The 25,693-nt window shown below is 57.0% G+C and carries 21 protein-coding genes and 4 pseudogenes; 10 read left to right on the forward strand and 15 right to left on the reverse strand.

All coding sequences use genetic code 11. The features are described 5' to 3' along the window. On the forward strand, window positions 1-654 hold a 654-nt coding region (locus tag GOW98_RS22895; RefSeq protein ID WP_170336458.1), incomplete at its 5' end, for a transposase. A 301-nt stretch (window positions 655-955) separates the two neighbouring features. Further along, window positions 956-1,207 (forward strand): annotated as a pseudogene (locus GOW98_RS22900) (transposase); the annotation flags it as partial. A 44-nt stretch (window positions 1,208-1,251) separates the two neighbouring features. On the opposite strand, the gene GOW98_RS22905 reads toward GOW98_RS22900, so the two are convergent. The 7 genes and pseudogenes from GOW98_RS22905 to GOW98_RS22935 all read right to left on the reverse strand — a co-directional run bounded on the left by GOW98_RS22905 (window position 1,252) and on the right by GOW98_RS22935 (window position 8,757). After that, on the reverse strand, window positions 1,252-1,596 hold the full coding sequence (locus GOW98_RS22905) for a RidA family protein (RefSeq protein WP_170336499.1): 345 nt from the start codon (window positions 1,594-1,596) through the stop codon (window positions 1,252-1,254). A 114-nt stretch (window positions 1,597-1,710) separates the two neighbouring features. Then, window positions 1,711-2,661: pseudogene (locus GOW98_RS22910) on the reverse strand (D-cysteine desulfhydrase family protein); the annotation flags it as partial. Between the two features lie 16 nt (window positions 2,662-2,677). After that, window positions 2,678-3,382, reverse strand: coding sequence for a TSUP family transporter (locus GOW98_RS22915; RefSeq protein WP_302479315.1), 705 nt, complete (start codon window positions 3,380-3,382; stop codon window positions 2,678-2,680). Window positions 3,383-3,443: 61 nt separating this feature from the next. Continuing rightward, window positions 3,444-4,184 (reverse strand): aspartate/glutamate racemase family protein, encoded by a 741-nt coding sequence (locus GOW98_RS22920; protein ID WP_170336464.1) that lies wholly within the window; start codon window positions 4,182-4,184, stop codon window positions 3,444-3,446. 28 nt (window positions 4,185-4,212) lie between these two features. Then, window positions 4,213-5,451 carry an NAD(P)/FAD-dependent oxidoreductase gene (locus tag GOW98_RS22925; protein ID WP_170336465.1) on the reverse strand — a complete coding sequence of 413 codons (1,239 nt, stop codon included), beginning with the start codon at window positions 5,449-5,451 and terminating at the stop codon, window positions 4,213-4,215. A 4-nt stretch (window positions 5,452-5,455) separates the two neighbouring features. Continuing rightward, the gene (locus GOW98_RS22930) at window positions 5,456-7,669 is read right to left on the reverse strand and encodes a TRAP transporter permease (RefSeq protein ID WP_170336467.1); all 2,214 of its coding nucleotides are present in this window, start codon (window positions 7,667-7,669) and stop codon (window positions 5,456-5,458) included. Between the two features lie 80 nt (window positions 7,670-7,749). Next, complete coding sequence (locus GOW98_RS22935; RefSeq protein ID WP_170336470.1) at window positions 7,750-8,757, reverse strand: TAXI family TRAP transporter solute-binding subunit; 1,008 nt, start codon at window positions 8,755-8,757, stop codon at window positions 7,750-7,752. A gap of 128 nt (window positions 8,758-8,885) precedes the next feature. Here GOW98_RS22935 and GOW98_RS22940 point away from each other — a divergent pair, with 128 nt between their 5' ends. Beyond that, window positions 8,886-9,845, forward strand: coding sequence for a LysR family transcriptional regulator (locus tag GOW98_RS22940; protein ID WP_170336472.1), 960 nt, complete (start codon window positions 8,886-8,888; stop codon window positions 9,843-9,845). A gap of 73 nt (window positions 9,846-9,918) precedes the next feature. On the opposite strand, the pseudogene GOW98_RS22945 reads toward GOW98_RS22940, so the two are convergent. Beyond that, window positions 9,919-10,209, reverse strand: a pseudogene (locus GOW98_RS22945) (DDE-type integrase/transposase/recombinase); the annotation flags it as partial. A gap of 54 nt (window positions 10,210-10,263) precedes the next feature. Next, the gene (locus GOW98_RS22950; RefSeq protein ID WP_170336475.1) at window positions 10,264-10,971 is read right to left on the reverse strand and encodes an IS6 family transposase; all 708 of its coding nucleotides are present in this window, start codon (window positions 10,969-10,971) and stop codon (window positions 10,264-10,266) included. Window positions 10,972-11,146: 175 nt separating this feature from the next. Here GOW98_RS22950 and GOW98_RS22955 point away from each other — a divergent pair, with 175 nt between their 5' ends. Next, a complete protein-coding gene (locus GOW98_RS22955; RefSeq protein WP_170336477.1) occupies window positions 11,147-12,223 on the forward strand; it encodes a DUF2793 domain-containing protein in 1,077 nt (358 codons plus the stop codon). 142 nt (window positions 12,224-12,365) lie between these two features. Here GOW98_RS22955 and GOW98_RS22960 read toward each other — a convergent pair whose 3' ends face one another. Then, window positions 12,366-13,250 carry a phytanoyl-CoA dioxygenase family protein gene (locus tag GOW98_RS22960; protein WP_170336480.1) on the reverse strand — a complete coding sequence of 295 codons (885 nt, stop codon included), beginning with the start codon at window positions 13,248-13,250 and terminating at the stop codon, window positions 12,366-12,368. A gap of 103 nt (window positions 13,251-13,353) precedes the next feature. On the opposite strand from GOW98_RS22960, the gene GOW98_RS22965 reads away from it, so the two are divergent. Then, window positions 13,354-14,244 (forward strand): LysR family transcriptional regulator, encoded by an 891-nt coding sequence (locus GOW98_RS22965; protein WP_170336482.1) that lies wholly within the window; start codon window positions 13,354-13,356, stop codon window positions 14,242-14,244. Here the strand turns inward: GOW98_RS22965 and GOW98_RS22970 are convergent. The 3 genes from GOW98_RS22970 to GOW98_RS22980 are packed head-to-tail and all read right to left on the reverse strand — an operon-like array spanning window position 14,217 to window position 16,700. After that, window positions 14,217-15,296, reverse strand: coding sequence for a helix-turn-helix domain-containing protein (locus GOW98_RS22970; protein WP_170336484.1), 1,080 nt, complete (start codon window positions 15,294-15,296; stop codon window positions 14,217-14,219). The genes GOW98_RS22965 and GOW98_RS22970 overlap by 28 nt on opposite strands. 58 nt (window positions 15,297-15,354) lie before the next feature. Further along, on the reverse strand, window positions 15,355-16,101 hold the full coding sequence (locus GOW98_RS22975; protein ID WP_170336486.1) for an anti-sigma factor family protein: 747 nt from the start codon (window positions 16,099-16,101) through the stop codon (window positions 15,355-15,357). Further along, window positions 16,098-16,700, reverse strand: coding sequence for an RNA polymerase sigma factor (locus GOW98_RS22980; RefSeq protein ID WP_254438137.1), 603 nt, complete (start codon window positions 16,698-16,700; stop codon window positions 16,098-16,100). The genes GOW98_RS22975 and GOW98_RS22980 overlap by 4 nt, the downstream gene beginning before the upstream one ends. An 18-nt stretch (window positions 16,701-16,718) precedes the next feature. On the opposite strand from GOW98_RS22980, the gene GOW98_RS22985 reads away from it, so the two are divergent. From GOW98_RS22985 to GOW98_RS22995, 3 genes are all read left to right on the forward strand, one after another. Further along, the gene (locus GOW98_RS22985) at window positions 16,719-17,660 is read left to right on the forward strand and encodes a c-type cytochrome (RefSeq protein ID WP_170336488.1); all 942 of its coding nucleotides are present in this window, start codon (window positions 16,719-16,721) and stop codon (window positions 17,658-17,660) included. Window positions 17,661-17,745: 85 nt separating this feature from the next. Further along, on the forward strand, window positions 17,746-18,768 hold the full coding sequence (locus tag GOW98_RS22990; protein ID WP_170336490.1) for an Ldh family oxidoreductase: 1,023 nt from the start codon (window positions 17,746-17,748) through the stop codon (window positions 18,766-18,768). 65 nt (window positions 18,769-18,833) lie between these two features. Further along, complete coding sequence (locus GOW98_RS22995) at window positions 18,834-21,140, forward strand: Tex family protein (RefSeq protein WP_170336492.1); 2,307 nt, start codon at window positions 18,834-18,836, stop codon at window positions 21,138-21,140. A 37-nt stretch (window positions 21,141-21,177) separates the two neighbouring features. On the opposite strand, the gene GOW98_RS23000 is transcribed toward GOW98_RS22995, so the two are convergent. Further along, the gene (locus tag GOW98_RS23000; protein ID WP_170336505.1) at window positions 21,178-22,437 is read right to left on the reverse strand and encodes a replication initiation protein; all 1,260 of its coding nucleotides are present in this window, start codon (window positions 22,435-22,437) and stop codon (window positions 21,178-21,180) included. 580 nt (window positions 22,438-23,017) lie between these two features. Between GOW98_RS23000 and GOW98_RS23005 the strand changes: the two genes are divergently transcribed. Together GOW98_RS23005 and GOW98_RS23010 are read left to right on the forward strand one after the other, a co-directional pair. Next, window positions 23,018-24,403 (forward strand): AAA family ATPase, encoded by a 1,386-nt coding sequence (locus tag GOW98_RS23005; RefSeq protein ID WP_170336494.1) that lies wholly within the window; start codon window positions 23,018-23,020, stop codon window positions 24,401-24,403. Beyond that, window positions 24,396-25,481, forward strand: a complete 1,086-nt coding sequence (locus GOW98_RS23010) for a ParB/RepB/Spo0J family partition protein (RefSeq protein WP_170336497.1) — start codon at window positions 24,396-24,398, stop codon at window positions 25,479-25,481. The genes GOW98_RS23005 and GOW98_RS23010 overlap by 8 nt, the downstream gene beginning before the upstream one ends. A 78-nt stretch (window positions 25,482-25,559) precedes the next feature. On the opposite strand, the pseudogene GOW98_RS23015 reads toward GOW98_RS23010, so the two are convergent. Further along, window positions 25,560-25,693, reverse strand: a pseudogene (locus tag GOW98_RS23015) (DDE-type integrase/transposase/recombinase); the annotation flags it as partial.

Raw genomic sequence — 25,693 nt, forward strand, 5'->3', positions numbered from 1 at the left:
CGAGAAAGGTTGATCCGGTTGCGCAAGGACCCCGAAGGTCACATCCGTGGCGTCCTCAAAACCTTCGGCATCCGCATGATCGGCATTGGCCAGGGACGGCAGAGGCAGGCGTTCCGCGATCAACTGGCGGCAGCGGGCGAGACCAGCCCGGTTCTAAGGGCCATAGCCGATGCCTTCATCGCTGCCCATGCCAAGCTGTGCCAAGTAGCGGACGATTTTAACAATGTTGTGAAGAAATCGGCCAAGGTCCATCCTGTCGCGCGCCGCCTGATGACAATCCCCGGTGTTGGTCCGGTCAATGCGCTCAGCTTCATAGCTCCGGTTGATGATCCCAGTCGGTTCAGCCGGGCGTCGGATGTGGGTGCTTTTCTTGGGCTGACGCCAAAGTGGTATCTGTCTGGCGAGGTGGATTGGTCGGGGCGAGTCTCGAAATGCGGTGACGGTGCGATGCGCGGACTGTTGTTCGAGGCGGTGTCATGCGTGATCCACCAGGTGAAACGTTTCTCGCGGCTGAAAAGCTGGGCCGTGCGATTGGCCGGACGGCGCGGTTTTCGCAAGGCGGCGGTCGCGACGGCCCGCAAAGTCGCCGTACTTATGCTGACGCTCTGGAAAAATGAAACCGACTATCAGTGGACAAAGGAGGCCATCGCCTGATCTGTGTTCCCGCGTCTGAAGCGTGGAGCGCAATCCCGACGGGACGGAGGTTGATTGATCTCGCTGTAGAGTATGGGATGGCCAGGTGCCACACCCTACACAAGACATTGGAGACGATCCGCCACCGAAAACCATCATGAGGCGCTCAATGCGACCTCGGAAAGCACCATGACCCCGGATGGACATCACCCACCCACGCTTGACAAGGCCGCAATCAGAGAACCCTATACAATCGTTGGAAGCGGTGGAGGTGAGCGGCAACGTCACTGGTTCGAGAGCCGCCACGAACAGGGCATCTTCGCTCGGAGATCGCGGATATGACGCCCGCAGGTTCAGAGAAGCGTTGAAAGACAAAGGGATACGCGCGTGCATCCCAGGCCGCAGACAGCGCAAGACGAAGGTGAGATACGATAAGCGCCGCTACAAACGCCGCAACCGGACCGAGATCATATTTGGCAGATTGAAGGACTGGTGCGGTGTGGCGACGCGGTACGAAAGATGCCCCAAAGTCTTCTTCTCAACAATCGCTCTCGCCGCTTTGGTCATCTATTGACTATGAGGCCTGAGCCTAGTCTTACGCAGCCCCCCGATAGCGGCTCAGTCACAGGCTGCCGTTACAATCATTTCCACTTTCAAAACACTACGCGCGAGCTTGGACTCTCCGCAGGCGCGGGCTGGAGCGTGACCTTCGGGCACCCAGGCGTCCCAAACGGCATTCACTTCGGCAAAGTCTGCCATGTCGGCCAGCCAGATTTCGCATTTTAGTATACGTGTCTTGTCGCTCCCAGCTTTGGCTAAAAGGTCTTCAACCTTTGCCAGAATGTCGCGTGTTTGTTCGGCCACTGTAGGTGCGTCCGAGGTCTGGCCGCATAGGTAGGCGACGCCGTTGTGTTTGACGATACGGCTCATGCGCTGGCCGGTTTCGATCCGGGTAATAGTCATGTTTTGTGTCTTTCCAGTTGGGGAAGTTTGGGGTGGTTGTTGGAGGTTTTTCGATAGGTTGTCTACCAACTCGCTTTGGTACCCGAAGAGTGCAGGCAACCCACCCGTATGCAGCATGACGACTTTCTGTCCGGGTTGAATGCCTCCTGTGCCCAGCAAATGCAGCAACCCTGCGAAGGTTTTCGCGGTATAGACGGGGTCAAGAAATATTCCTTCGGTGCGCGCCATCTTTTCCAAGGCCGCTCGGGTCATTCCACTTACCTTGCCGTAACCGGGCGGGAGCGCGTCATCCAGAACATTGATCCTGTCCTGCAATGGTGCTGCGTCGATGTCCAGCAAGTCCGCCAGTTTCTGCAGGACAGTATCCATTCGGGCCTTTTGCTTGTCGCAATCCCGGCGCACGCAGACGCCGAACACAGAAGAGGAATTCTCTGCCAGCGCCAGCCCGGTCAACACGCCTCCATGCGTCGCGCCACTACCAGACGGAACGACGACGGCGTCGAAATCCGGCATCTGCTGACACAACTCCTGCCCGGCGACGACATAGCCCAAGGCCCCCAAGGGTGGATGGTTCAATCCCAGATGAATCACATAAGGTCTACGCCCCTCCGCCTTCAGCTCGGTGGCGCGCGCGTGCAACGCAGCATCTGCTCCGGCTTCGTCCTCACCCTCCGGATAGCTCATATGTTCGGCGCCCAAAATCTTTGCCAGCAGCACATTTCCGGAGCTGTAGTATTCCTCGCCCATTTCTGGCACGCGCTCCTCCAGTTGCAGCGCGGATTGCATGCCCAGTTTAGCCGCCGCGGCCGCCGCGGATCGGACAAAGTTCGACTGAACTGCACCGGTGATCAGAATGGTGTCAGCACCTTGTCGAAGGGCATCGCCAAAGTAGAACTCAAGCTGCCGCGTTTTATTGCCACCGAACCCAAGCCCGGTCAGGTCATCGCGTTTCAGCCAGAGGTCGATGCCCAATTCCGAAGACAATCTGTCCAGCCGCTCCAGTGGGGTTGGACCTGACATGAGTTGGGCTCTTGGATAACTATTCAGTTTGCTTTCTTGTGACATCGTCTGCCCTTCGAGATTACGCAATCGTAAATGCGCGATGAAAAAGAACGCCGCAGGCTATCAGTGAAACCACGCGTATAGCTGTTGTGACCAAGGTCTGCGGTAAGTGTGGCCCAACTGCGCGACCAAAAAGGCTGCCGATCAGTGTGAGCGCGACAAAGCCCCATAGCTGCGGGCCATAGGCAAACGCCTGTGTCTGGGAAAGGCTGTGCAAGAGGAATGCGATGCCGTACGCCACCAGCGCTATGGGTTGAACCAGCTTGGCAACCTCTTTGGCTGGGCGGCCTTTCGCAATCAATCCGAAGACCATTAACGGGCCTGGTGTCGCTGCCCAAACAGTCGCCAGCCCGGACAAGCCGGAAACGGTCGAAAATCCTGCTGTTCCAATTGAGCGACGCAAGGGCAGCAAGGTCGTAACAAGCCCGATCATCAACAGACTGGCCGTCAGGGTTAGGACAAACGCCTCGCTCAACCATGGGTAAACGACGAGTCCTGCTACCACTCCGGCGAGGCAACCGATGATTGCCGTACGAATTGTCTTGCGGTCGGTCTTGAGCACATGTCGATCTGTCGCGACCGCCGAAACGACGGTGTTCAACAGCAGCAGTACGGGAACTGCTGTCGACGTACCAAGCAGTATCATCATTGGCGGGCCGGCAATAATGCTAAACCCGATACCAACGCCGACTTGCAGCATTGCGCCAAGGCTTATGGCGGCCATCAGGATGGTTAGGTCAGCGGACACTCAAATCCCCCAAGTCCCGCGCAATACTGCTGTTCCTTTACGCCCAAGGCATAATGCCGGCATAGGTTTTGCGCGTCGCAACGGTATGCGCCATCTGCGCCAGTGTCGTCAAATCGAAGACGGGAAGCTGCAGCTCTGCCTGAAGGCGCGCCGCATAGGGCGGCAAATCCGTACACTCCAGAACCAGAGACCGAACTTCCGGTGCCCGTTGTTTCAGTCGCCGCGCCGCCTCAAGGACTTCACCTTCAATCAGGTCCGTGTCCATACGGGTCCGCGTGTTTCGTAAGATCACCTCGGCGAATTCGCTAGTGTCCTCCAAACCTTGCACCGCGACGGGAATACCAGCCGCGCCGACGCCTTCGAAATGCTTTGGCGTCAGGGCTGACGCATCTGCGGTCAGCACGCCCACCGGGGCATTCGCGCCGGTCATGTGAAATGCCAGAGGTACCTGGATCAGACTTGAAGCAAAGACAGGCACAGAAACTGCTGCTGCCAATTCCTTTTGAAACAAGGCCAGAAAACCACAGCTACCCGTGATGGCTCGAACGCCCTCAGCCTCAAGCCGTTGTGCGCCCTCAATAAACGGAGCGAGCAACTCAGGTGTTGGGTTGTTTAGCAGAGTTGGGACGGTGATGCCGTTGATCATTTCATAGAGCACCGGAAATGGCAGGCTGGATGGATTCTTGATATGTCCGGGCGGTTTGGGGAAATAGCTTTCAAGGCACAAAACCCCGATCGAAGCCCCGCAGATGTTTTGGCCGCCTTTGTAAATTGGCATGGTGCTTAGGTCCTTTCGAATTTGAGATTTAGAATCGGGCCAGCGAGAATGGGTCCAGATTGATATTTGGGCTGCGTTCCGACACGAGATCCGCCACAAGCTCTCCGGTCTTAGGAGCCATCATCAATCCGTAGTGAGAATGCCCGAACGCGGCGTAGAGCCCTTCTTTGCCATTGAGCGGTCCAATTGCGGGCAGGCTGTCGGGAAAAGAGGGACGCCGTCCCATCCAGAACTGTGCTTCGCGTGTATTTAGGTCCGGCACCAGAGACTTGGCCTGATCGGTCAATATCTTTTCCTTTCGCGGATCGGCTGGAGCATCAACACTGCCAAATTCAGCCGTGCCGGCAACCCGCAGGCCGCCCAGCATCGAACTTGCGACGATCTTTGCATCCACATCCATGACCGAATTGTTCAGCGCTGCTGAAGGGCTTGGGAATTCGACATGGTAGCCCCGCTCAGCCACTAGCGGCACGGGTAGTCCGAGGGGTTTCAGCAGGTCGGCAGACCACACTCCGGCCGCAAGGACGACATAACGCGCGTGCAACGTTTCTTGCGATGTGGCAAGCTGCCAATCACCTCCTTTGACATGGATCAGCTTAGTGACTTCGGTTCGCACGAAATCGGCCCCTTGCGCACGCGCTTTTTCGGCAAGAACAGCGCCCAATCTTCCCGGAGAGGTTGCTCGCGCCTGGCCTTTGATCACAATCGCGGCCTTGAATTCCTCCGACAGCGCGGGTTCCAGTCGCCGTAGCTCCGCACCGTCGACACGCTCCAACTCGCCGCCTTTTTCCCGACGGATCAAATAACCAAGCCCGTCTAGGTTGGCCTCTTCCGGGTTACGGAAGGCGTGGATATAGTAGCTGTCGGCGATCAGGTTTTCGTGCCCAGTGCCTTCCAGGTGCCGACGGTATAGGTCGATGGACGGATGGCACAAAATCTCCATCGCATCCGAGACTTCGCGCACAGTCTTTTCGCCGGACTTACCCAGAAAGCGCAATCCCCACGGGATCATCTTCGGCCAGAAGGAAGCCCGGACCGAAAGTGCGCTTTTCGGGTCCAACAGCATTTGGGGGAGTTTCTTCCAAATGCCTGGAACGGCCTGCGGAATGATCGACCAGGGTGACACCACGCCCGCATTTCCGAACGATGTTTCTTGCCCCGGGTCGCCCCGGTCTACAAGGCGGACTGGTATTCCCCGCTCTTGTAGAGACAGTGCGCAACAGATGCCGACGATCCCTGCGCCGATGATCGTGACTTGCTCTGTCATCGTATCAGGCCGGCGACTGGCTGCGATTGCGCGCGATCAACTGAGTGACGATGACAGGTGAGGCCACGGCCAGAGCGATTAAGTCAGCTGTCAGGCTCGGTGCAACAAAGATCACCCCTGCGATTGCCATCAGAACACGTGACGCGAGGTTCAGTGGTTTCAACCAGTAACCAACCACGGCTGCGGACAGGGCAATGACACCAGCGATGCAACTGGTCGCGGTATAAGTGAACTCCCATAGATTGAACCCAGTTGAGGACACAAACAGCAGAACCGGAGCGTAGACGAATGCCATCGGCGCGATGACTTTACCCAGCCCTAGTGTAAAGGCGGACAAACCGGTTCGGAATGGGTTTGAGTTCGCAATGGCCGCCGCCGCATAGGCGGACGTGCAGACCGGCGGTGTGATCTCAGATACCACGCCATAATAGAGCACGAACAAGTGGCTCGCGATAGGCGGAACACCCAACTGTGCCAGCGCGGGCTGCGCCACGGAAACCAGCATGATGTAAAGCGCTGTAGTCGGGATGCCTGCGCCCATCAGGATGCAGACGATGGCGATGAAGACCAGCGAGATAAACAGTTGTAGGTCTTCCATCGCAAATAGTTGGAAGCTGCCGAACGAGATCATGTTGTACAGATCCGCCGCCAAATTGCCCGCGCCCTGTGTCACCATGAATCCGATGCGGAACCCGATCCCGGTTGTGTTGATCACACCGACCACGATGCCGACCGCAGCCGCAGCGGCACCTACGGCCAGCGAGTATTTCACACCCAGCTCGACCGCTTGCAACATCTCGGGTACTTCGATCCGCTTCTGCGGGTTTAGCGTAGCGACCAATGACAACCCGCACAGGATCGCCGTCATCGTCAGATCGAACCCGCCATCCGAGAATTTCCACAACACGAAAGCCAGGAACGCCACTGCGTAGATCAGTGTCGGAGGTTGTTTCAGGCGCGACATGCCCGCGATAACGGCAAGAGAGATGCCACAGAAGGCTGACATGAACGGGGTGTAGCCGGTGAACAAGACCACCAGCAGACCGATAAGAGGCACAATATTGGCCCAACCTTCAGCCCAGACGGCCTTGAGTTGCGGCAACTGCTCTTTGGCCAGCCCTTTCAGGTTCAGCTTGCGCGCCATCAGGTGCACCACTGCAAAGACACCGACATAATGCAGGATCGCAGGGAAGATCGCCGCGATCACGATGGTCGTATAGGGCACTTCAAGGAACTCGGCCATGATGAAGGCCGCGGCGCCCATGATCGGCGGGGTGATCTGCCCTCCTGCCGAGGACGCGGCCTCGACACCGCCAGCAAAATGGCCGGGGTATCCTAGACGCTTCATGTTGGGAATGGTCAGCGCGCCGGTCGAAACGGTGTTGGCCACCGAAGAGCCTGATATCGTGCCGAAGAATGCCGAGGATACCACCGACACTTTTGCCGGACCGCCGGTATAACGGCCCGCCAAAATCGTTGCGTTGTCGATGAAGAGTTGTCCCAACCCTGTGCGCTGCGCGATGACACCGAACAGGACGAAATGGAACACGATGGTCGAGACGACCCAGAGGGTGACGCCATAGATGCCTTCCTGCGGAAAATACATCGACGACACGAAGGTTTTAAAGTTCACACCGGGATGTTGCAGCAGGCCGGGAAAGTACGGTCCAAGCAGCGCGTATGAGATAAACACACAGATGATCAGTGGCAGCACCCAACCCAGCGTGCGGCGTGCGATGTCCAGAACCAACAGGATGATGACTACGCCCAAAACCACGTCATAGGTGTTCGGGTTGCCCATTCGGAACGTCTGTTCCTCGATCCCCAGAAACGGAATGCCGCGCCAGGCGACCCCAACATACAGCGCTGCGATGATCCCCAGGGCCATAAAGACCAAGTCGTACAGAGGAATATTGCCGATACGGAACCGGCTGACCTTGAGTGCATAAAGGTTTTTGGAGCCGATAATCGGAATTGTCGCGTAGACCAGAATGAACAGCAGGGCCAGATAGATGCCCATATGCCAATGGTCTGCAGGTAAACCAAAACCGGCCGTAAAGAATTCGTAGAACGCAAGGATCAGGGCAACGACGCGCAGCACCTTTCCTGCGGTGGGCGTGACCTGCCGGACGGCGGCACCCTCATCGAACTGTTCTTCGATGGCGGCCAGCTCTTCGGCCGTCAGTTCGTGGTCATCAAGGTTCTGGGTCTCGGACATGATGGCCCCTCGATTTCGCATAATTCCAGAGTGCGGTGCCCCGCGCAGGGGCACCGACGACAAGTGTCAGTAAGCTACGTTTACTGAAGCAGACCGGCTTCTTTATAGAACTTCTCGGCGCCCGGATGCAGCGGCACACCCAGCGCCTCGACACCATCCAGCGCCGTGTCAGGTGTAATCTGCTTGCCCTTGGCGTGACCATTGTCCAGCAACTTGCGGGTATTGTCGTTCCATAGGGCTTTGGTCAGGCCATATACCAGTTCGTCGGACAGTTCCGAGGACACCACCAGCATCGCGCTGACCGCAGGGGTCTTAGTCTCACCGTCAATGCCTTCATAAACGCCCCCTGGGATGGTCGAGGGAATATAGGCCGGGATGATCTCGTTGATCTTTGCCATGTCTTCGTCGGTGAAGGAATGCAGGTTCATGCCCTTGGTTGACGACAGCTGCACCATTGCGGCAACCGGCCAGCCTGCGGCATAGAAATAGGCATCCAACTGACCGTCAGCCAGACGCTCGGCGCTTTGGCTGTTGTTCAGCTCGGCCTCATCCATATTGTCCCGGTTTACGCCCCAGGCATCCAGCATCTGCAGCACGGCAACTTGTGTACCGGAACCAGCTTGCGCGATACCCACGCGCTTGCCTTCCAGATCGCTCAGGTCGTTGATCGTTTGACCTGCGGGCAGAACCAGATGCAGGTCTTCGGGGAACAGGTTGGCCACGATGCGCAGATTGGGGTGGGGTTTGCCCTCAAATTTGCCTTCTCCCAGATACATCGAGCGCGTTACGTCGGCCGCGGCCAGACCGGCCTCAAGCTCACCGTTCTGAACGGCGGCGTTGTTGAAAACGGATGCGGTGGTGGATTGTGCAATCGCAATCAGGCCGGGTACGCCACACTGGCCGCCCTCTTCGCACGGGCGCGAGCCCGGAGGGGCGGAGATACCGTTTGCGATGGTGCCGCCGATGGGGAAGTAGGTTCCGCCTGCGCCACCTGTGCCGATGCGGAAAAAGGTTGGGTCCTGCGCCAGCGCCGGGGCGGCAAGCGCGCCTGCCAGGGCCAGTCCGGTCAAACATTTCACAAATTTCATCATCATCTCCCTTGTTGGATCGTCGGATTCGGTTTGGCCGAATTTCGATCCTGCAAGCGTAGTGGCTATTTTCATTAATACAAATTTGTTATATTTCACAAAACTAAGGTTTAACTTATATATTGACCATGAACCTTACACAGCTGACCGTTTTTCGTGAGGTGATGGAGACCGGCTCCATCTCTCAAACCGCCAAGAAACTGAACCGCACCCAGCCTGCGATCAGTCTGGCCTTGAAGAACCTTGAAAAGACCCTTGGCCTGACTCTGTTCGAGCGTAAGGGACGGCGATTGGTCCCTGTCCCCGAAGCGCATTACCTTTTGGCCGAAACCACAGGTATTCTGGACCGCCTTTCGACGATTTCCAGCACGATGGAAGGGTTAATCAAGGGACATTCCGGCAGCCTGAATATCGCGACAATGCCAGGCCCGTCCGCTTTTCTTTTCCCCCGTTTCATCAGCCAATCGGTCGGCGAGAACCCCGAGATACGTATCACATTATCTACGCGCAGTTCGCCTCAGATTATGGAGCTTGCGGGCACGCAGAATATTGATTTCGGCTTCGCAGACTTCGAGTATTCAGCCGGGAAAGAGCCTCAGTATTCAACAGAACTGATACGAGCAGACTGTTTTTGCGCCGTTGATCGTGCCAGCCTGCTTGCTTCGCGCAGGACCGTATCCATTTCCGATCTCGATGGGGTCCCGATGGGAGGGTTGCATGCCACGCACCCGTTTCAGCGCAAAATTCGGCAAGAGTTTCAGGATGTAATCGCGAATTACAATCCAACGGTGACCTGTCAGTACTTCCTGCCCTTGATACCCTTTGTGAGTTCAGGACAGTGTTATTCGATCGTGGACCCATTGACCGTTGCCACTGAACAAGAACTGAACCTGTCTAACGGAAAGGTTGTGTTCTTACCGTTCGAAAAACCGCTCAGATACGAATATGCAATCCTTGAGCCCGACCACCGACCACCGTCTCAATTGGCTTTGAAGATCAAAGCGGGTTGGAAAGCCGAAGTTTTGAGGATGTTGGACGGGGTGAAAGCCAAACCTGATGTAGTTGGGATAGATGAAGCGAGTAACTAACAGAGCTAGATAGCTTGGGCGGTGCTGTCAGACAAAATCGAAGTAGGCTCAACTAGGCCAGTAGAGCTGTCCTTCATACCGCGCCAAGTTCGCGCCACTCGGCAAGAGCGGCGGTGCGTTTCAGCTTGAAGGTGTTTCGGCTGGTGAGGGATCGCTCCTGGTTAAAGTGGTTGTAGACGGAGGAGTGGACGGCGGCGAGTTTCTGTAAACTTCGCATGTGCGTGAAATGTTGCCTGGCGCGTTCGCGTCGTCGAAACGGAAGATGCGAGTTCTCGACGCGGTTATTGAGCTACCTGCCCGTCTTCTGCTTTTCCGTCGCACCGAGATATCTGAGCGCGGCTCGGTATGACGCGAAGCGATCGGTGGGTGCTGTCGTACAAATTCGAACCAGTCTCAACTAGGCCAGTAGAGCTGCCCTTTATGCCACACCAAGTTCGCGCCACTCGGCGAGAGCGGCGGTGCGTGTCCGCTTGAAGGTGTCTCGGTTGGCTAGCGATCTTTCTTGGTTAAAGTGGTTGTAGACGGAGGAATGGACGGAGGCGAATTTCTGTAAGCTTCGCATGCGCCTGAAGCGCTGCATGGCGCGTTCGCGTCGTCGAAACGGCAGGTGTGAATTCTCGACGCGGTTGTTGAGCCACCTGCCCGTCTTCTGCTTTTCCATAGCACCCAATTGTCTGAGCGCAGCCTTATAGGACGCGAAGCGATCCGTGACGATCTCTTCGGCGCAACCATGCCGCTTTATCAATTTCTTGAGGAATTTTATTGCTGCATCTTTGTTTCGACATTTGGTGACAACGGCTTCCAGCACCTCACCTTCTTGATCAACAGCCCGCCAAAGATAATGCCGCTTGCCATTCACCTTGACGAAAACCTCGTCCACGTGCCGCTTCCATTTGGAGAACGCATGCAGCTGCTCAACACGCTTCCGCCTTTTCTCAGCAGCAAACATCGGGCCGAAACGGTTCCACCAATACCGCACTGTCTCGTGGCTGACTTCGATGCCACGCTCATGCAGCAGGTCTTCTACATTTCGAAGCGATAGCGGGAACCGAACGTAAAGCAATACCGCAAGGCGGATGATCTCGGGACTGGTTTTGAAGTATTTGAAAGAGAAAGGTCTGGTCATGAGAAAAAGTCACGCAACTGCCCTGCCCCGCTCAAGAAAAGTTAATCTGACAAGACCCTCAGAAGGTTAGCAAAAGGTTTTTCAGGCGCCCGGCCCGGTGACACGGGATTCATCGGCAGCACGGCAATGTGGCGCGCAATGCAATTATCGGACCGACAGCCTCAGGAGGACGCCCGTGTCACAAAGCTCACCCCGATTGAACCTGCCTTTTCTGCAACCGTCGCAGGCACAGAAACACGTCACCCATAACGAAGCGTTGCGGCAACTGGACTTGATCACGCAACTGAGTGTCGCCACAATGGATGCCTCGACTCCACCCGCTGTGCCGGATCAGGGCGAAATTCACGCGTTGGGTGCGGCACCCACGGGGGACTGGACCGGTCAGGCCGGAATGCTGGCCGCGTGGTTGGACAATGCCTGGCATTTTGTCATGCCCCGTTCGGGCTGGCGCGCTTGGGATGAAAGCACTGGGCAAATGAAAATCTGGGACGAAGGCGTCTGGACAGACACACCGATCACCACGCAAAACTTGGACGGTGTGGGAATTGCCACGGGATTTGACAACACAAACCGTCTATCGGTGCGGTCTCCGGCGACGCTCCTCAGCCATGACGGCAGCGGGCATCAGTTGAAGATCAACAAGGCCGATGCGGGCGACACTGCTTCTCTTCTGTTTCAATCCAACTGGACCGGGCACGCCGAGATGGGCCTGTCCGGCAGTACCGGATTTGCGATCAAAGTCTCGCCCGATGGCAGTACCTGGACCGAAGCGCTGAGTTTCGACCCAGCGACCGGAACCGCAAGCGGGGCGGCAGTTCAGGCCAGCGCCGATGACACGACTGCCGGTCGTCTGATGCGGGCGGATTACGGCTATGGCCCCGGCAATCTGCTGGGTTCCGTGGCACAAAGTGGCGGCAAGCCAACCGGGGCCGTGATCGAACGCGGCTCGAACGCTGACGGCGATTATGTGCGGTTTGCCGATGGCACCCAAATTTGCACCGTCTCGTTGACGACTACGGGCTGTACGAATGCAGAAGGCGCCTTGTTCGCAAGCGATGCGGTGGTCTGGGATTTCCCGGCAGCTTTCGCTGTGGGCTCAGCCGTCACTGTATCCGGCAACGGAGGCGCAACCACCCGTTTTATGGGGTTCGACGCGCCAACCGAAACTCAGGTCGAATTCAAGGTTCTGGCTACCGCGAATGATGCGACAGCGTTGGCACCAAAGGCCGTTGCGATTGGCCGCTGGTTCTGATGGACCCGATTGCCCGGGCTTACGCCCGGGTACTTACATGGCGTTCAAGTCCGCGTCCTTCTAATCTGTGAACCGCGCCATAGGCTTCGCGAATCCGAGCGACGAGCCCAAAAAGCACGCGCCGACCCGCATTAGCCCGAGGTCAATTCGTTCCATACAGCGGCACAGTACCTTTGGCCCCCTCTGCCAAGGCTTTGCTTTGGTCATGACGTACCTGTTCGTAGAGAGCCAGAGCTTGTTTCGAAAACAGATGACTCGGCCGTTCGACATGAACAAAGTTGGATTGCCCGTCCTGCCCTCGCGCCAGCATGGCGTAATCACGGTCCGCAACCAGCTGCTTGGCATTAGGGTTCAGATAGCGGATTGCCAGGCCAATCCTGCGGTCTTCGGACTGGTTTGGACCCGAACCATGAATGGTCAACCCATGATGCAAAGACATTTGCCCAGGGGCCAATTCAATATGGGTTTTGTCCTCGTCCGCAACATCGACGGCAATCTCTTGACCACGCGACAACAGGTTGGTTTCGGAATAGGTATCGTTATGCGGTAGGATCGGGTTCTTGTGGCTGCCCCGCACGAAGTCCATGCAGCCGCTTTCAACCGTGGCCGGGGATAGTGCGATCCAAGCCGTGACTTGGTCCGGTGTTTCGCCCATACCCCAATAAGTCAAATCCTGATGCATGCCCACAGTGTGGTCAGTATGAGCCTCTTTAATAAAAAATTCGGCTGACCAGACCATGATATCCGGACCCAGAACGCCTTCAACGACATCCAGCACTCTGGCGTCCAGCGCGATTTTGGCTGCCAGTGGGATCACCAGATGCGCGTTCACGCGCTTGTAGGTGTTCAGCGGCAAGGGCAAATCCGCAGCAAGCCAATCCTGCTCAAGCTGTTCAAGTTCTGTCCGAATCTCAGAGGTTTCCTCCTGCGAGAAAACCGTCAGCGGAAAAAGAAAACCGTCTTTCCAATATTGTTCGGATTGGGCTGCGGTCAGCGCGGTTTCAGGCAAAGAAACAGATTGCGGCATGGCTTACCTCTTGGATGCTTGCCGCTGCAGGATAGACCACAAATTTCTCAGGCCAGCGCGTAACCTCTTGCCCGTGAGGGTAAGTTTAACTTAGCCTGAAATCATGTCGTCCCGCATTCCTTCTCTCAATTGGTTGCGCGTGTTCGAGGCCGCCGCCCGAACCGAGAGTTTTGCCCGCGCCGCCGCCCAACTAAACATGTCGGCTGCAGCTGTAAGTCAACAGGTCAAAGCACTGGAAACACAGCTGGGTACACCCTTGTTTCACCGCCACGCGCATGCGGTGACCCTGACTGAGGCGGGGCGAGCCTATCTGCCTTCTGTGCAGCAATCCCTGTTGATGTTGGAAACCGCCACCACAGGGCTATTCGGCGAAACACGTGCGCAACGGCTTTTCGTGCAATCCATACTTCTGTTCGCGCATGGAGTAATTGCCGGTGGACTGCCGGAATTCCAGTCAGCACATCCGCAGATCAACCTGTCACTCACCACGGGCAATCTGGTGTCGGATTTTGCCAACCAATTCACCGATTTGCAGATTGTTTTCGGTAATCGGGCGCTTTATGGAGCTGAAGGCGACACGCTGTTACACGAACGGCTTTATCCGGTGGCCCCGCCAGAGATTGCCGCGCAAATCCGGGACCCGCAGGACCTGTTCCATTTCCCGCTGATTGAGGTTTCAACCCACCGTGCCAGTTGGCTGCATCTGTTCGAATCCCTGCGCTTGCCCTCCGGTCGGGCCCGATACTTCTTCGCAGACAATTCGTTAATGGCTGCCGAGCTTTCCGCAAGCGGAGGCGGTATCGCACTAGCCCGAGCGCCCGCGTCGGATCGTATCATGCATATGTCGGGCCTGGTCCCTTGTTTACCTGACATTCAGGTCGCTGGGCAGGAATCCTATCATCTGGTCTATCAGTCGCGCGCCGCGCTGCGTCCACCGGCACGCGCCTTTCGCGACTGGTTGTTGGATTACAGCGCTGCGGTCCAGACCCGGTAACGCCCCTGCCCTGTCACCTCACGGATCAGTCCGCGCCGGGTAAAGCGGTCGATATTGCGTTGAACCGCCGCGCGTGATGCTTTCGTCAATTCCTCGGCCAAAGGTGCCGAGACCATGGGCCATGCAGTCAGAACATCGATCAACAGGGGCGGTGTTCGCCCGCTAAGTCCGCTGGTGGCCTCGCGCGCGCGCTGCTCCCAGGCGCTGACCCGGTCCAGATGCATCAGCGCAGCCAGCGCCGCCTGCCCTGCTCCCCTAACCCAGGCTGAAAGCTTTTCGTCCACCTGCCCTGCCCCGCGCAACGCGCCGGGACCGGACAAGGCGAGCGGCATGAACAACGCCCCGCCCCGACCCATCGTGGCTGCGTGGCGGGCCGCGATGATGGCGGCCTCGGTATCCTGACCAATTCCAGGTGACAAAGCGCGCCACGCATGAAACCCAATCGCTGCCTGAGTAACCGGATGCAGCCCTTCAGAATTGCGCATCAACTCTGCTAGGTCAGCGACAGCTTCTGGGATTTCCTCAAACCCCTGAGCCATCCGATCCAGAAAGATGGTCAGCCCGGTCTCCCACCCATCCTCAGATGGCCCCGGCCCTCCGGTCAAACGCCGCACGGCCCAACCAGCGCGGAACAGCGCCTGAACATCGTCGCCGGTCGCACCAATGCGAAGACCCGTCCACAGCGCCAGCCGGTCGACACTGATCCGGTCGCCGGTCCACCAGCCCAGATCGGACACATCCATCAGGGCCAGACGATGGGTCCACCCGTCCGGACCTGCGCGCAACCGTTCGTCCAAGGCGCCAAAGATCGCAGCCAGATCGGCCAGTTCGTAGGAAAGCTCAGCCTGTGCTGCACGCCAGTCCCGCGGATCGAACAACAGACGCCGGTCCACCTTGGGACCCGGAGGCAGAAAATCCTCAACCGACTCTTCATCCTCGGGCGGCAGAAACCACAGATCATCGTCTTCGGGCGGGTCCACGTCATAGATACTAGCAGGACCAACCGCATCGGCGTCCTCATCCGGATCAGGCATGACGGGTTTCTTTTTCATACCCGGTATATTTCGGGGAATTGCCCTGCTTCACAAGGCGTTTTTGCGCATTACGCGCTTAACCTGCGAAACTTGTGGTTAGAAAATCCAGTTGCCCGCTCAGGTCGGTCTTATCGCTGTTGCCGATCAGCATGTACCCGTACCCGTCCTGTGCCCAGGTCGCCGTGGCCAAACCACTCAGTACCGCCTGTTTCACATCCTTGCTCGGAGCGCCCTCACCTTGCCGGATCACACAGAAGGCAAAAGGCTGGCCCTGCTCGTCGGCAAATACAACCTGTACCAATGGCTTGCCTTTGAAAGACAGAACCTGCGCGCGTTTCAACTCCATTCCCGGCAGCGCCTCAAGCTCGGCGCGGTTCAGCGAACGGCCCAGCTGTTCCTCGGCCAATGCGAATTGCGCCTCGAGCGCCTGAGGGGAACTGTCCAGCGATGCTATCGTATCCGGCACATAGAGGGACTGATAGATCGCTGCTTGCTCAGCCCACCCCATCGGCTGGGTCCGTGTCGCCCAAAACGTGGCCGAAACCGCGATAACCCCAACCGAAGCCGCAACGGCCAGCAACCGCAATCCGCCTCCCATTGGTTGAACGGGTTCCGCTGTCAAAGGTTCGGGCAGTTCAACAACAGGTGTCTCGGTAGGAACACGTTCAAACACCGACTGCACCACAGGCGCAAACGGGTCCAACGCCATCAGGCGCTGCTCAAGCTCAGGGTCAGTTTCGATCGCGTTTTCGATCGCGCTGGCCTCGGCCTCGTCCAGATTGCCTTCCAGATACGCCAGCAGCGTCTCATCGGAAAACTTCATTTGCCACTCCGTCGAACGGCGTCTGCCGCCTCATGCTGCATCACGGTTTTCAATTTCTGCCGGGCATTGGACAGCCGGCTCATGATAGTTCCTATCGGCACCTCCAGCAACGCGGCGGCCTCGCGGTAGCTGTAGCCCTCGACGAACACAAGCATAACCGTCTCCCGCTGCGCTTCTGGCAATTGCATCACTTGTGTAAACACCTCAGCAGCGAAAATATTCGTTTCCGTGTCCGGTCCGGTGGCAACTAATTCCGCCTCGGGTGTCACGGACAGCGCCTGCGCCTTGCGAACCGACCGCGACCGCACCTCATTCAGCCAGATCGAGCGGCAGATCGTCATCAGCCAACTGTCCAGCCTTTCATGCGACGTCACCTGATGGTGACGCTCCAGTGCACGCAGACATGTGGATTGCAACAGATCATCGGCTACATCTGACGCCCCGGACAATGCCAGCCCAAACCGCCAGACACGTTTCGAATGCGTCTGGATCGCGCCGAGCACGGCCTGTTCCGAGCTTATTTCACCATGCATCGAATAAATCGCGACCTGTGTGTGTTTGCCATTCACGGACCGGGCCCGTGGGCTCAGATTTGACATAACCCGAAGAGGAATGAAATGAAACTTCTGTTGAAGGCAGTCACGATTGCGTCGGCAATTGTTGCAACTCCGGTGCTTGCCGAAAGCTGGACTCTGGCGCCCGAGGGCTCGCATCTGGCCTATGGCACCATCAAGAAAAACACCGTGGGTGAGGTCAATTCCTTCACCAGCCTCAGCGGTCACGTCAGCCCGGGCGGCAAAGCCGAGATCGAGATCAACCTGTCTTCGGTCGAAACCAATATCGACATCCGCAACGAACGGATGATCGAACATGTATTCCGCAAGGTGGGCACTGCTTCTCTGACCGCCGAGTTCGACATGGATGAGGTCTCAACCCTGAGCGTGGGCGAAACCACCACCGTCGATGCCGAAGCCATTCTGTCGCTGGCAGGCAGCGATGTTGCATTTGATGCCGAGATGTTTGTGGCCCGTCTGTCCGAAACTTCGGTCTTGGTGTCGACCAATGACATGGTGTTCATCAGCACCGAAGACGCGGGCGTGAATGCGGGCGTCGACAAGCTGATGGAACTGGCCGATCTGCCGGGCATCACCCGAACGGTTCCCGTGACCGCCCGTCTGATTTTCAACATGGACGACAAAAAGGCCGAGGCAGCACCCGCTGCCCCGGTCGCCGTTGCCGCCGCTGTTGAAGGTGACGTCAAAGCGGGAAAGAAAGTGTTCCGCAAATGCAGTGCCTGCCACAAGCTGGAACAAGATCGCCACACGGTCGGCCCATCGTTGCACGGGATCATCGGCGCCACCGCCGGTCAGGCTGATGGGTTCCGGTACTCGGCACCTTTGCAGAACTTTGGTGTTGTCTGGACACCAGAGACCCTGACCGCGTTCCTGTCCGACCCCAAGGGCACTGTACCGGGTAATAAGATGCAGTTTCGCGGCCTCAAAAAGGACGAGGATATTCGAAACGTCATCGCCTATCTTCAAGCCGAGTCCCAGGGCTGAACCTGAGCCCGGCGAAATCCGGGTTCCCTTTGCCCGCCTTGCCACGCTATCCCTTGTCTCACCTCAAATACGGGAGACACGAGGCATGAGCGACACGGTCAAACTGACATTGGATGAGATCCGGGACCTCAGCCTATCCATCCTGACAAAGTCCGGCTTCGGACCGGATCACGCGGCGGCCATTTCACACATGCTTACCACTTGCCAGGCCGACGACTGCCAGTCGCATGGCCTGTTCCGGTTGTTCATGTGTAACGACACGATCAAGGCAGGTAAAATCGATGGTTATGTTGAACCGGTCCTGACGCCTTCGGACAATGCTATCGTCCGGGTGGATGCACGGGGGGGAATGTCCCTGCTGGCATTTGAAAAAGCGTTGCCTGTGCTGATCGAAAAAACCCGCACCCATGGCATTGCCGCGATGGCTATCAATCGGTGCTTCCACTTCTCAGCCCTCTGGCCCGAGGTGGAAAGATTGTCTTCCGCAGGTCTGGCCGCAATGGCGATGGTACCCAGCCATTCCTGGGTTGCACCTGCTGGTGGCACTCGCGGCAGTCTTGGCACCAACCCGCTTGCTTTTAGCTGGCCGCGCCAAGGCAAGGACCCTTTTACCTTTGATTTTGCCACCAGCGCCTTCGCCCGTGGCGAGATCGAGCTTTACCGTCGCGCGGGCAAACCACTGCCCCAAGGCGTCGCCATCGACAAGGATGGCAACCCGACCACCGATCCTCAGGCGGCTATGGATGGCGCGATGTTGACCTTCGGCAGCTACAAGGGGTCAGCCCTGTCGATCATGATTGAACTGCTGGCTGGGCCACTGATCGACGACCTGACCAGCCTTGAAAGCATGGAATTCGCCGAAGGTGCAGGTGGAGCCCCCTATCACGGTGAAATCATCCTCGCCTTTGATCCGGCCCAGTTCAGCGGAGGTAGGGTGACCGAAAATGACGCGCGCGCCGAGCGTCTGTTTGCCGATATCATCGATCAGGGTGCACGGCTGCCGTCGCAACGGCGATTTGCCGCGCGGGCGCGCAATACCGAACGCGGTTACGTCGAAATCGCAAAAGCCTTACACGATGATTTGCAGGGGCTCGCCGAACAGGCCTGACACCCCTTCCCCTTGGTGATGCAGCTGGCTAAGAAGTTCCTCCAGACTTTTTTCAGGAGGCCCCCTTGGACCGCATCGCCCGCACCATCGCCACCGAGATCAATGCCCGCCCCGAACAGGTGGGGGCCGCGGTGAAATTGCTGGACGAAGGGGCCACCGTCCCCTTTGTTGCCCGCTATCGCAAAGAGGTGACCGGCGGGCTGGACGATACCCAACTGCGCACCCTGTCCGACCGGCTAACCTATCTGCGCGAACTCGAAGCGCGGCGTGAAACGATCCTTGGGTCCATCAAGGATCAGGGCAAGCTGACCGCCGATTTGGCGAAATCCATCGCGCAGGCCGAGACCAAGGCGCAGCTGGAAGACATCTACCTGCCCTATAAGCCAAAGCGCCGCACCAAGGCGATGATCGCGCGCGAAAACGGGCTGGAGCCTCTGGCCGATACTATTCTGGACAACCGATCCGCCGACCCCGAAGTTCTGGCGCAGGGCTATGTGACCGAGGCGGTGCCGACGACCAGAGACGCCTTGAACGGCGCGCGGGACATTATCACCGAACGACTGACCGAAAAAGCCACCCTATTAGGAGAGCTGCGCGATTTCATGCAGCGTGAGGCCCTGCTGACTTCGAAAGTGATCGACGGCAAGGAGCAGGAAGGCGCGAAGTTCAGCGATTACTTCAGCCATTCAGAGCTTTGGTCGAAAACCCCCTCGCACCGCGCGCTGGCGATGCTGCGGGCCTCGAAAGAGGGGATCGTAACACTGGATATCGCGCCCGAACCCGAAGCGGGCGCGGCACGGGCCGAGGCGATTGTCGCTGCCCATCTGCACACGCGCGGAAATGGGCCGGCGGATGTCTGGCTGCGCAAAGTGGCCGGTTGGACGTGGCGGGTGAAATTGTCCCTTTCTATGATGGTTGAACTGATGGCGGACCTGCGCGGCCGGGCACAGGAAGAAGCCATTCAGGTTTTCTCTCGCAATCTCAAAGACTTACTTTTCGCAGCACCAGCCGGAGCGCGTGCGACGCTGGGTCTGGACCCCGGTATTCGAACCGGCGTCAAAGCGGCCGTGGTGGATTCCACGGGCAAGGTGGTTGCGACGGATACGCTCTACCCATTTCAACCCAAAAACGATCTGCGCGGCGCACAGGCGGTCATTTTGAACCTGATCGCCACCCACAAGATCGAGTTGATAGCCATCGGAAACGGCACTGCCAGCCGTGAGACCGAGAAGATGGTGGCCGACACGCTGAAACTGCTACCCAAGACCGTCACCGCCCCTACCAAGGTCGTTGTGTCGGAAGCCGGCGCTTCTGTTTACTCTGCATCCGAATTGGCGGCGCGCGAATTCCCCGATCTCGACGTCTCTCTGCGTGGTGCCGTGTCGATCGCCCGGCGTCTTCAGGACCCGTTGGCCGAGCTGGTTAAGATCGAACCAAAGTCCATCGGTGTCGGCCAGTACCAGCACGACGTAGATCAGCATCGCCTGTCGCTATCCTTGGCTTCAGTTATCGAAGACGTCGTGAACGCGGTCGGCGTTGATCTGAATACGGCCTCAGCCCCCCTACTCTCTCATGTGTCAGGCCTGGGCCCCGGGCTTGCCAACGCGATCGTGATGCACCGTGACCTGAACGGCGCCTTTCAATCGCGCAAAGAACTGCTGAAAGTCTCACGCCTTGGCCCTCGCGCTTATGAGCAATGTGCGGGCTTCTTGCGCATACGCAACGGCGTGGAGCCACTGGATGCGTCCTCGGTTCACCCCGAAGCTTACGATGTGGCGCGGAAGGTCGTTACCGCCTGTGGACGGGACATCCGTCAGATCATGGGCAATGACGGCGCGTTGAAAGGACTGCGGGCCGAGCAATTCGTAAACGACACCTTCGGCCTTCCTACAGTAAGGGACATTTTTGCTGAACTGGAAAAACCCGGCCGGGACCCGCGCCCGAGTTTTGTCACTGCATCTTTTACCGACGGTGTCGAGGATATCACTGATCTGAAACCCGGCTTAGTTCTCGAAGGAACAGTGACCAATGTCGCGGCCTTCGGCGCTTTTGTGGACATCGGCGTGCATCAGGACGGCCTTGTCCATATCAGCCAAATGGCTGACCGGTTCGTCAAAGACCCGCACGAGGTAGTCAAGACCGGTCAGGTCGTAAAAGTCACCGTGGTTGAAGTGGATGTGCCGCGCAAACGGATCGGCCTGACGATGCGGAAAGACGGTGGTGCCTCAGCCCGCGAAGATCGAGGCAACCGTGCACCTCGAAAAGCTACCAGCGCTATAAAGCCTCAGACAAAACAACGCGCAAAATCTGAAAGTAATGCACACAACGGCGCACTTGCAGATGCCCTAAAATCAGCGATGAAAAGCCGCTGATACTTCTGGAACCGCGTTCGGCCCCTTTATTAACTTTCTAACTGAAAGCGTCGGGCTCAAGCTCTTCCCAGAAGTCGAAGATTGCATTGGCGTTCAATCCGGAGCGCCAGCCATGGGCCCGGAAATGCTCACGGTCCAGATCGTTGTCCAGTCCTGCCATGAACAACCGCTTGTCCGCGTCCCGTTGCGTCGGGTTTCGTCGCGAAACCAATTCTTCCACGATAGACAACCTGCGTGCTCGTTCTGTTCGCTCAGCCGAGCGGGCTGCATATGCCTGATCCTCCTGCGCCTTCGCGGCCTCTCGCACTCGCGCAGCTTCAAGGGCTTCAGGGCTGGGTTCTGACGATGCTTCTTTTTCTGTCGGCAGGTAATCGTCGCGCAGGGCTGCGGACAGATACCCTACAGTCGACTTCACACCGCCCTGTCCACTGACATAGTCCAGCTTTTTCTGGACATAGTCCTCGCCATGTTCGGCAATCCATTGGCGCGCAAGCCGGTCTGATACCCCCTGCTTACCCAGCGTTTTGTAAACCTGCAGATTGCGAACACCATCGCTGTCGTCGATTTCGAACATTGCTTTCTGCGGGTTGCCCTTGATCAGAAAGCGAATATCGGTAACGGAACGTCCTTTTTTTTGAAACTCTGGCTCAATCAGAATGTCCGAACTCTTGTTCACCTCCGCAACAGCAGGCTTGATGATCTTTGCGTTGAGATGTTTGAAGCTGCTGTAATAGTCGCTGCCATCTACTCCCATCAGCTTGCGGAACACATCGAGCGCCCACCATCCAGTCGATCCGGTGCGGACAAAACGATAGCAATTCTCATAGAGCGCCAGACCATGTCCTGAACTGAAGTTTCTTTGTATTTGGACATTGATCAGCGCGTAAATTTTCGGATCGTACAGCTTCTGCGCCAGAGCCGGTGAATAGGCGTATTCACAGATCCCGTTTTTCAGCTTTGCAAAACTGAGCAGCGAAGACACACCCCACTCCTGTCTACCTTGCTCATCCAGCATGTCCCATTCCGCGACTGTTTCGGCCAAGGCGCGCAAACTGGCACGCAGCGTATCGAAATCGTTGGAGTTGTAGCCCACCATCATCGCAAGAGTTCGCGCATCAATTGTATGGGTCTGAGCCGACGTCAGAGCGTCATAAGCATTGAGCAAGAGGACGTTAGAAAGCTTACGTTGCAACAACGTTAGCTTGCCGCTGATGTGAATCGCAGCGACGTTCTTCTTTACTGTCTCGCGGCGCAATGCACCGGAAAGCTGGTCCATATTAAGTTGTGTATCCGGCATGATTCTGCCTGGCTGCTCGTTTTGATACTTTTGACACGAAAAGTACCCAAAGATCAATTCCATTTGGGTACCCGAATACAGGAGGCAGTGAATCCCGTATCCGGGTACCTTGTGCAGAATTGACCTCAGTTATCCACAGAAGTAATGCCCCTACCTGACTCTGAGGTTCACAATCATTGAGTCCGCTGCAGCAAAAAGCCCGGCTATAGGGTCTAAACACTACGAAAATTCAAACTCCTGCGAATCGGGACCCTTCTTCCCGGAACTCGGCACCTTTCACCCTGTAAACGGGCACCTTAAATCCCGGAATCGGGTCCCTTTCGTACTGTATCCGGGCCCCCTTGTGACTATTATCCGTTGTTTTTATTAAACTTTTTCCGCGCAAAGATTCTAAAACTTCTAAAAAGAATAAACTCTTTGTTGGCTGTTATGTTCTTTTTTTGATTGGTTTCGTGGCGAAACCGGATGTGCCGATAGGTTTTTGTGGAAAACTCGCTTTGTAAGGATAGCCCTGGCGATAAATGTTCGCTATGTTGGGCAATATACGCCGGTAAGGCGAACATTATCTGAGGCATCGACAGTGAATAAATCTACCCAACCTCCCCTGCCGCCCTATTTGAACTTGGACCCTGAGCTTGCGGCAGAAAAGTTGCCCGACCCTATAGGGACATCTCGATTCGCAAAAGCCGCTACATTCTGCGCCAAAGGCCGCGAAGACTTGGCCCGCCGAGGATATGCTCCGGACGGTGAGAAAAGGCTGCGTCGCTTTTCAATTTGGGAAATCACCAAGTATCTGATCCCCGTAGCTCCCGCCCACTTGCGTCGGGTGCTCAAGGCCAACCCCGAATTGCCCCAAGGTGAAGGCGAGGCCGGTTCGAAATGGTTCACGCTTGAAGAAGTGTTGGGCTTGAGAAAACACTTCGCCGCCGAGGGGGTCAGCACCAAAGAATATCTGCCCTACCGACCAGAAGGCTTGCCCGCAAAAGTGGTGGCGGTTGCCAATTTCAAAGGTGGCGTAGGCAAAACGTCGACTGCAGCGCATCTGGCCATGTCAGCGGCTTTGGACGGGTATAAAGTACTGGTCGTAGATCTGGACAGTCAGGGATCGATGACCTCAATCCTTGGGGGAAATGTTCCCGATGAGTGGCAAACGGTGTTTCCCCTAATTGCCAAGGACTATGCACGTGCTGTGCAGGAAGAAAACCGGGTGCGGGCGGCGGCTGGGCAAGCTGAGATACCGCTGGATGAAACGTTGCAGGAAGCTCTAAACACCCTGCCCCGGGATGTAATCCAAAAAACGCACTGGCCAAACATTGATCTGATTGGTGCTCAGTTAAACCTATATTGGGCCGAATTTCAGATCCCTGTGTGGCGCATGGGCCTGCGCAGTTGGCCGCTTTGGGACGGTTTGACCAACTTCCTGCACGACGAAGGCGTTCTGAACGATTACGACATCGTATTCCTCGATACACCTCCTGCACTTGGGTACCTAACGATCAATGCACTGGCGGCAGCCGATATTCTGCTGGTCCCTTTGGGCGCTTCATTCCTTGAATTCGACTCGACGGGTCGGTTCTTCGACATGCTCTACACGACCTTCGCAAGCATAGAAGACGGTGAAAACGCGGCGCAGCGAGCAGCTGGTTTGCCCGAACTTAAATTCGAATGGGACGTGGTCAGAGCCATCATCACTCGGTTCGATGCCAGTCAGCAAACCGACATGGCGAATGTGATCCAGGCGTATTTCGGCGATTTCATGAATGCGTATCGTCAGGACTACACCGCTTTGGTCGGGCAGGCGGGTGAGCAGGTCAACGGCATCTATGAAGCTGACTACAGGGATTTCAATCGGGACACCTACGTACGAGGTCGGGAAACATTTGACCGTACCTATGCCGAGTTCAAACAGGTTCTGATCGGCTGCTGGTGGCGCGACGCTCAGATGGGAGGAGAAGCAGATGGCTAAACGCAGAAGGTTGACCGCTCCGGATACAGCGGAATTGGAACAGCTTGAGGCAGGTTTCGCGGCGAAACCGTCAATCAGTCCGTTTGAGACGAAGTCATCGACACCTCCGATTGCCCAGGTTGCGGCTGAAGCAGCCACCTTGAATGGAATGACTGCCGTCACGGACCGCCTTGCGCTGGCACAGGATCAGGGGGATGCCGCTCGATGGCGTGACGCCCAGGATGCCGGATTGGTCGCGGAACGGTTGCCATTGGATCAGATCGATGGCGACTTCATTAGACGCGACCGCATGGTCGAAGACGAAGAGGCGATGGCTGAACTTCTGGAATCGTTGCGCGTCCATGGTCTACGCACACCGATCGAGGTCACACGGGACGGGGACAGTTATGGACTAATCTCGGGGTTCCGGCGTCTGAACGCGTTTCGGCGGCTTGCGGAAACGGATCAAAGGTTCGCTGAAATCCCTGCATTCGTTCGCGACGCAGGGTCGGGGCAGGGCGCTTACGTGTCCATGGTTGAAGAAAACGAACTACGGTCCAATCTCAGTCCGTATGAGCGTGGCCGCATCGCAGTGCTGGCTGTCGGGCAGGGTGTTTTTGCGTCGACAGAGGCGGCCGTTGATGTGCTGTTCGCTGCTGCGTCCAAGGCAAAAAGATCGAAGGTTCGTAGCTTTGCGATGGTGCACGAGGCGTTGGGCGACCTGTTGCAACATCCTGTTGCTCTGTCCGAGAAGTCCGGTTTGAAGTTGGCGGCAGCTTTGCGAGACGGGGCACAGACCAAACTACGTCAGGCACTGGCCGAGGCAGGGGAGCTTGACCAAAGGTCGGAATGGGCTTTGTTGGATGCAGCGATGAAAACAACTCCAACTCAGACAAAGGACAAGGCAAGGGGGGGGCGTCCGCAACAAGTTCAACACCTCCCACCCGTCACTTTGTCCAGCGGAGGAGACATCGTGGCTGAAGTTTCCGCTGGAGAACTGCGCATTCGTGTTCGAGGAAAAGTTGTCTCTGCCACAGATGCTCAGGATGTTATGGAACAACTTGCCGAATATCTGAACGATCTTCGGGACGATGCCTAAGGGTTCTGTTGCAAACTTTTTAGATGGCACGCATCAGTGGAATTGATGCGCGGTTTACCCTGCCAATTGGGCGAACTGCTAAAACGGTCGGAATCCGGGCGTGAGTTGACCTTTGCGTAGCATGTTGACCAATTCTATGCCTGCCACAACAGATGCCGCTGAAGCGAAGGATTTGAATCCTAGAATGGGCCTGATCCTTCGTTTGATGAAAC

Origin of the sequence: Ruegeria arenilitoris, from assembly GCF_013032445.1 — a bacterium.
GTDB classification, from domain to species: domain Bacteria; phylum Pseudomonadota; class Alphaproteobacteria; order Rhodobacterales; family Rhodobacteraceae; genus Ruegeria; species Ruegeria arenilitoris_F.

Coding starts and splice junctions, on each gene's coding strand:
- GOW98_RS22990 (WP_170336490.1), top strand. CDS start 17,746: ATGAGCGACACGGTCAAACTGACATTGGATGAGATCCGGGACCTCAGC.
- GOW98_RS22950 (WP_170336475.1), bottom strand. CDS start 10,971: ATGACCAGACCTTTCTCTTTCAAATACTTCAAAACCAGTCCCGAGATC.
- GOW98_RS22985 (WP_170336488.1), top strand. CDS start 16,719: ATGAAACTTCTGTTGAAGGCAGTCACGATTGCGTCGGCAATTGTTGCA.
- GOW98_RS22905 (WP_170336499.1), bottom strand. CDS start 1,596: ATGACTATTACCCGGATCGAAACCGGCCAGCGCATGAGCCGTATCGTC.
- GOW98_RS22920 (WP_170336464.1), bottom strand. CDS start 4,184: ATGCCAATTTACAAAGGCGGCCAAAACATCTGCGGGGCTTCGATCGGG.
- GOW98_RS22960 (WP_170336480.1), bottom strand. CDS start 13,250: ATGCCGCAATCTGTTTCTTTGCCTGAAACCGCGCTGACCGCAGCCCAA.
- GOW98_RS22970 (WP_170336484.1), bottom strand. CDS start 15,296: ATGAAAAAGAAACCCGTCATGCCTGATCCGGATGAGGACGCCGATGCG.
- GOW98_RS22980 (WP_254438137.1), bottom strand. CDS start 16,700: ATGTCAAATCTGAGCCCACGGGCCCGGTCCGTGAATGGCAAACACACA.
- GOW98_RS22925 (WP_170336465.1), bottom strand. CDS start 5,451: ATGACAGAGCAAGTCACGATCATCGGCGCAGGGATCGTCGGCATCTGT.
- GOW98_RS22965 (WP_170336482.1), top strand. CDS start 13,354: ATGTCGTCCCGCATTCCTTCTCTCAATTGGTTGCGCGTGTTCGAGGCC.
- GOW98_RS22940 (WP_170336472.1), top strand. CDS start 8,886: ATGAACCTTACACAGCTGACCGTTTTTCGTGAGGTGATGGAGACCGGC.
- GOW98_RS22935 (WP_170336470.1), bottom strand. CDS start 8,757: ATGAAATTTGTGAAATGTTTGACCGGACTGGCCCTGGCAGGCGCGCTT.
- GOW98_RS23000 (WP_170336505.1), bottom strand. CDS start 22,437: ATGCCGGATACACAACTTAATATGGACCAGCTTTCCGGTGCATTGCGC.
- GOW98_RS22930 (WP_170336467.1), bottom strand. CDS start 7,669: ATGTCCGAGACCCAGAACCTTGATGACCACGAACTGACGGCCGAAGAG.
- GOW98_RS22915 (WP_302479315.1), bottom strand. CDS start 3,382: ATGGCCGCCATAAGCCTTGGCGCAATGCTGCAAGTCGGCGTTGGTATC.
- GOW98_RS23010 (WP_170336497.1), top strand. CDS start 24,396: ATGGCTAAACGCAGAAGGTTGACCGCTCCGGATACAGCGGAATTGGAA.
- GOW98_RS22975 (WP_170336486.1), bottom strand. CDS start 16,101: ATGAAGTTTTCCGATGAGACGCTGCTGGCGTATCTGGAAGGCAATCTG.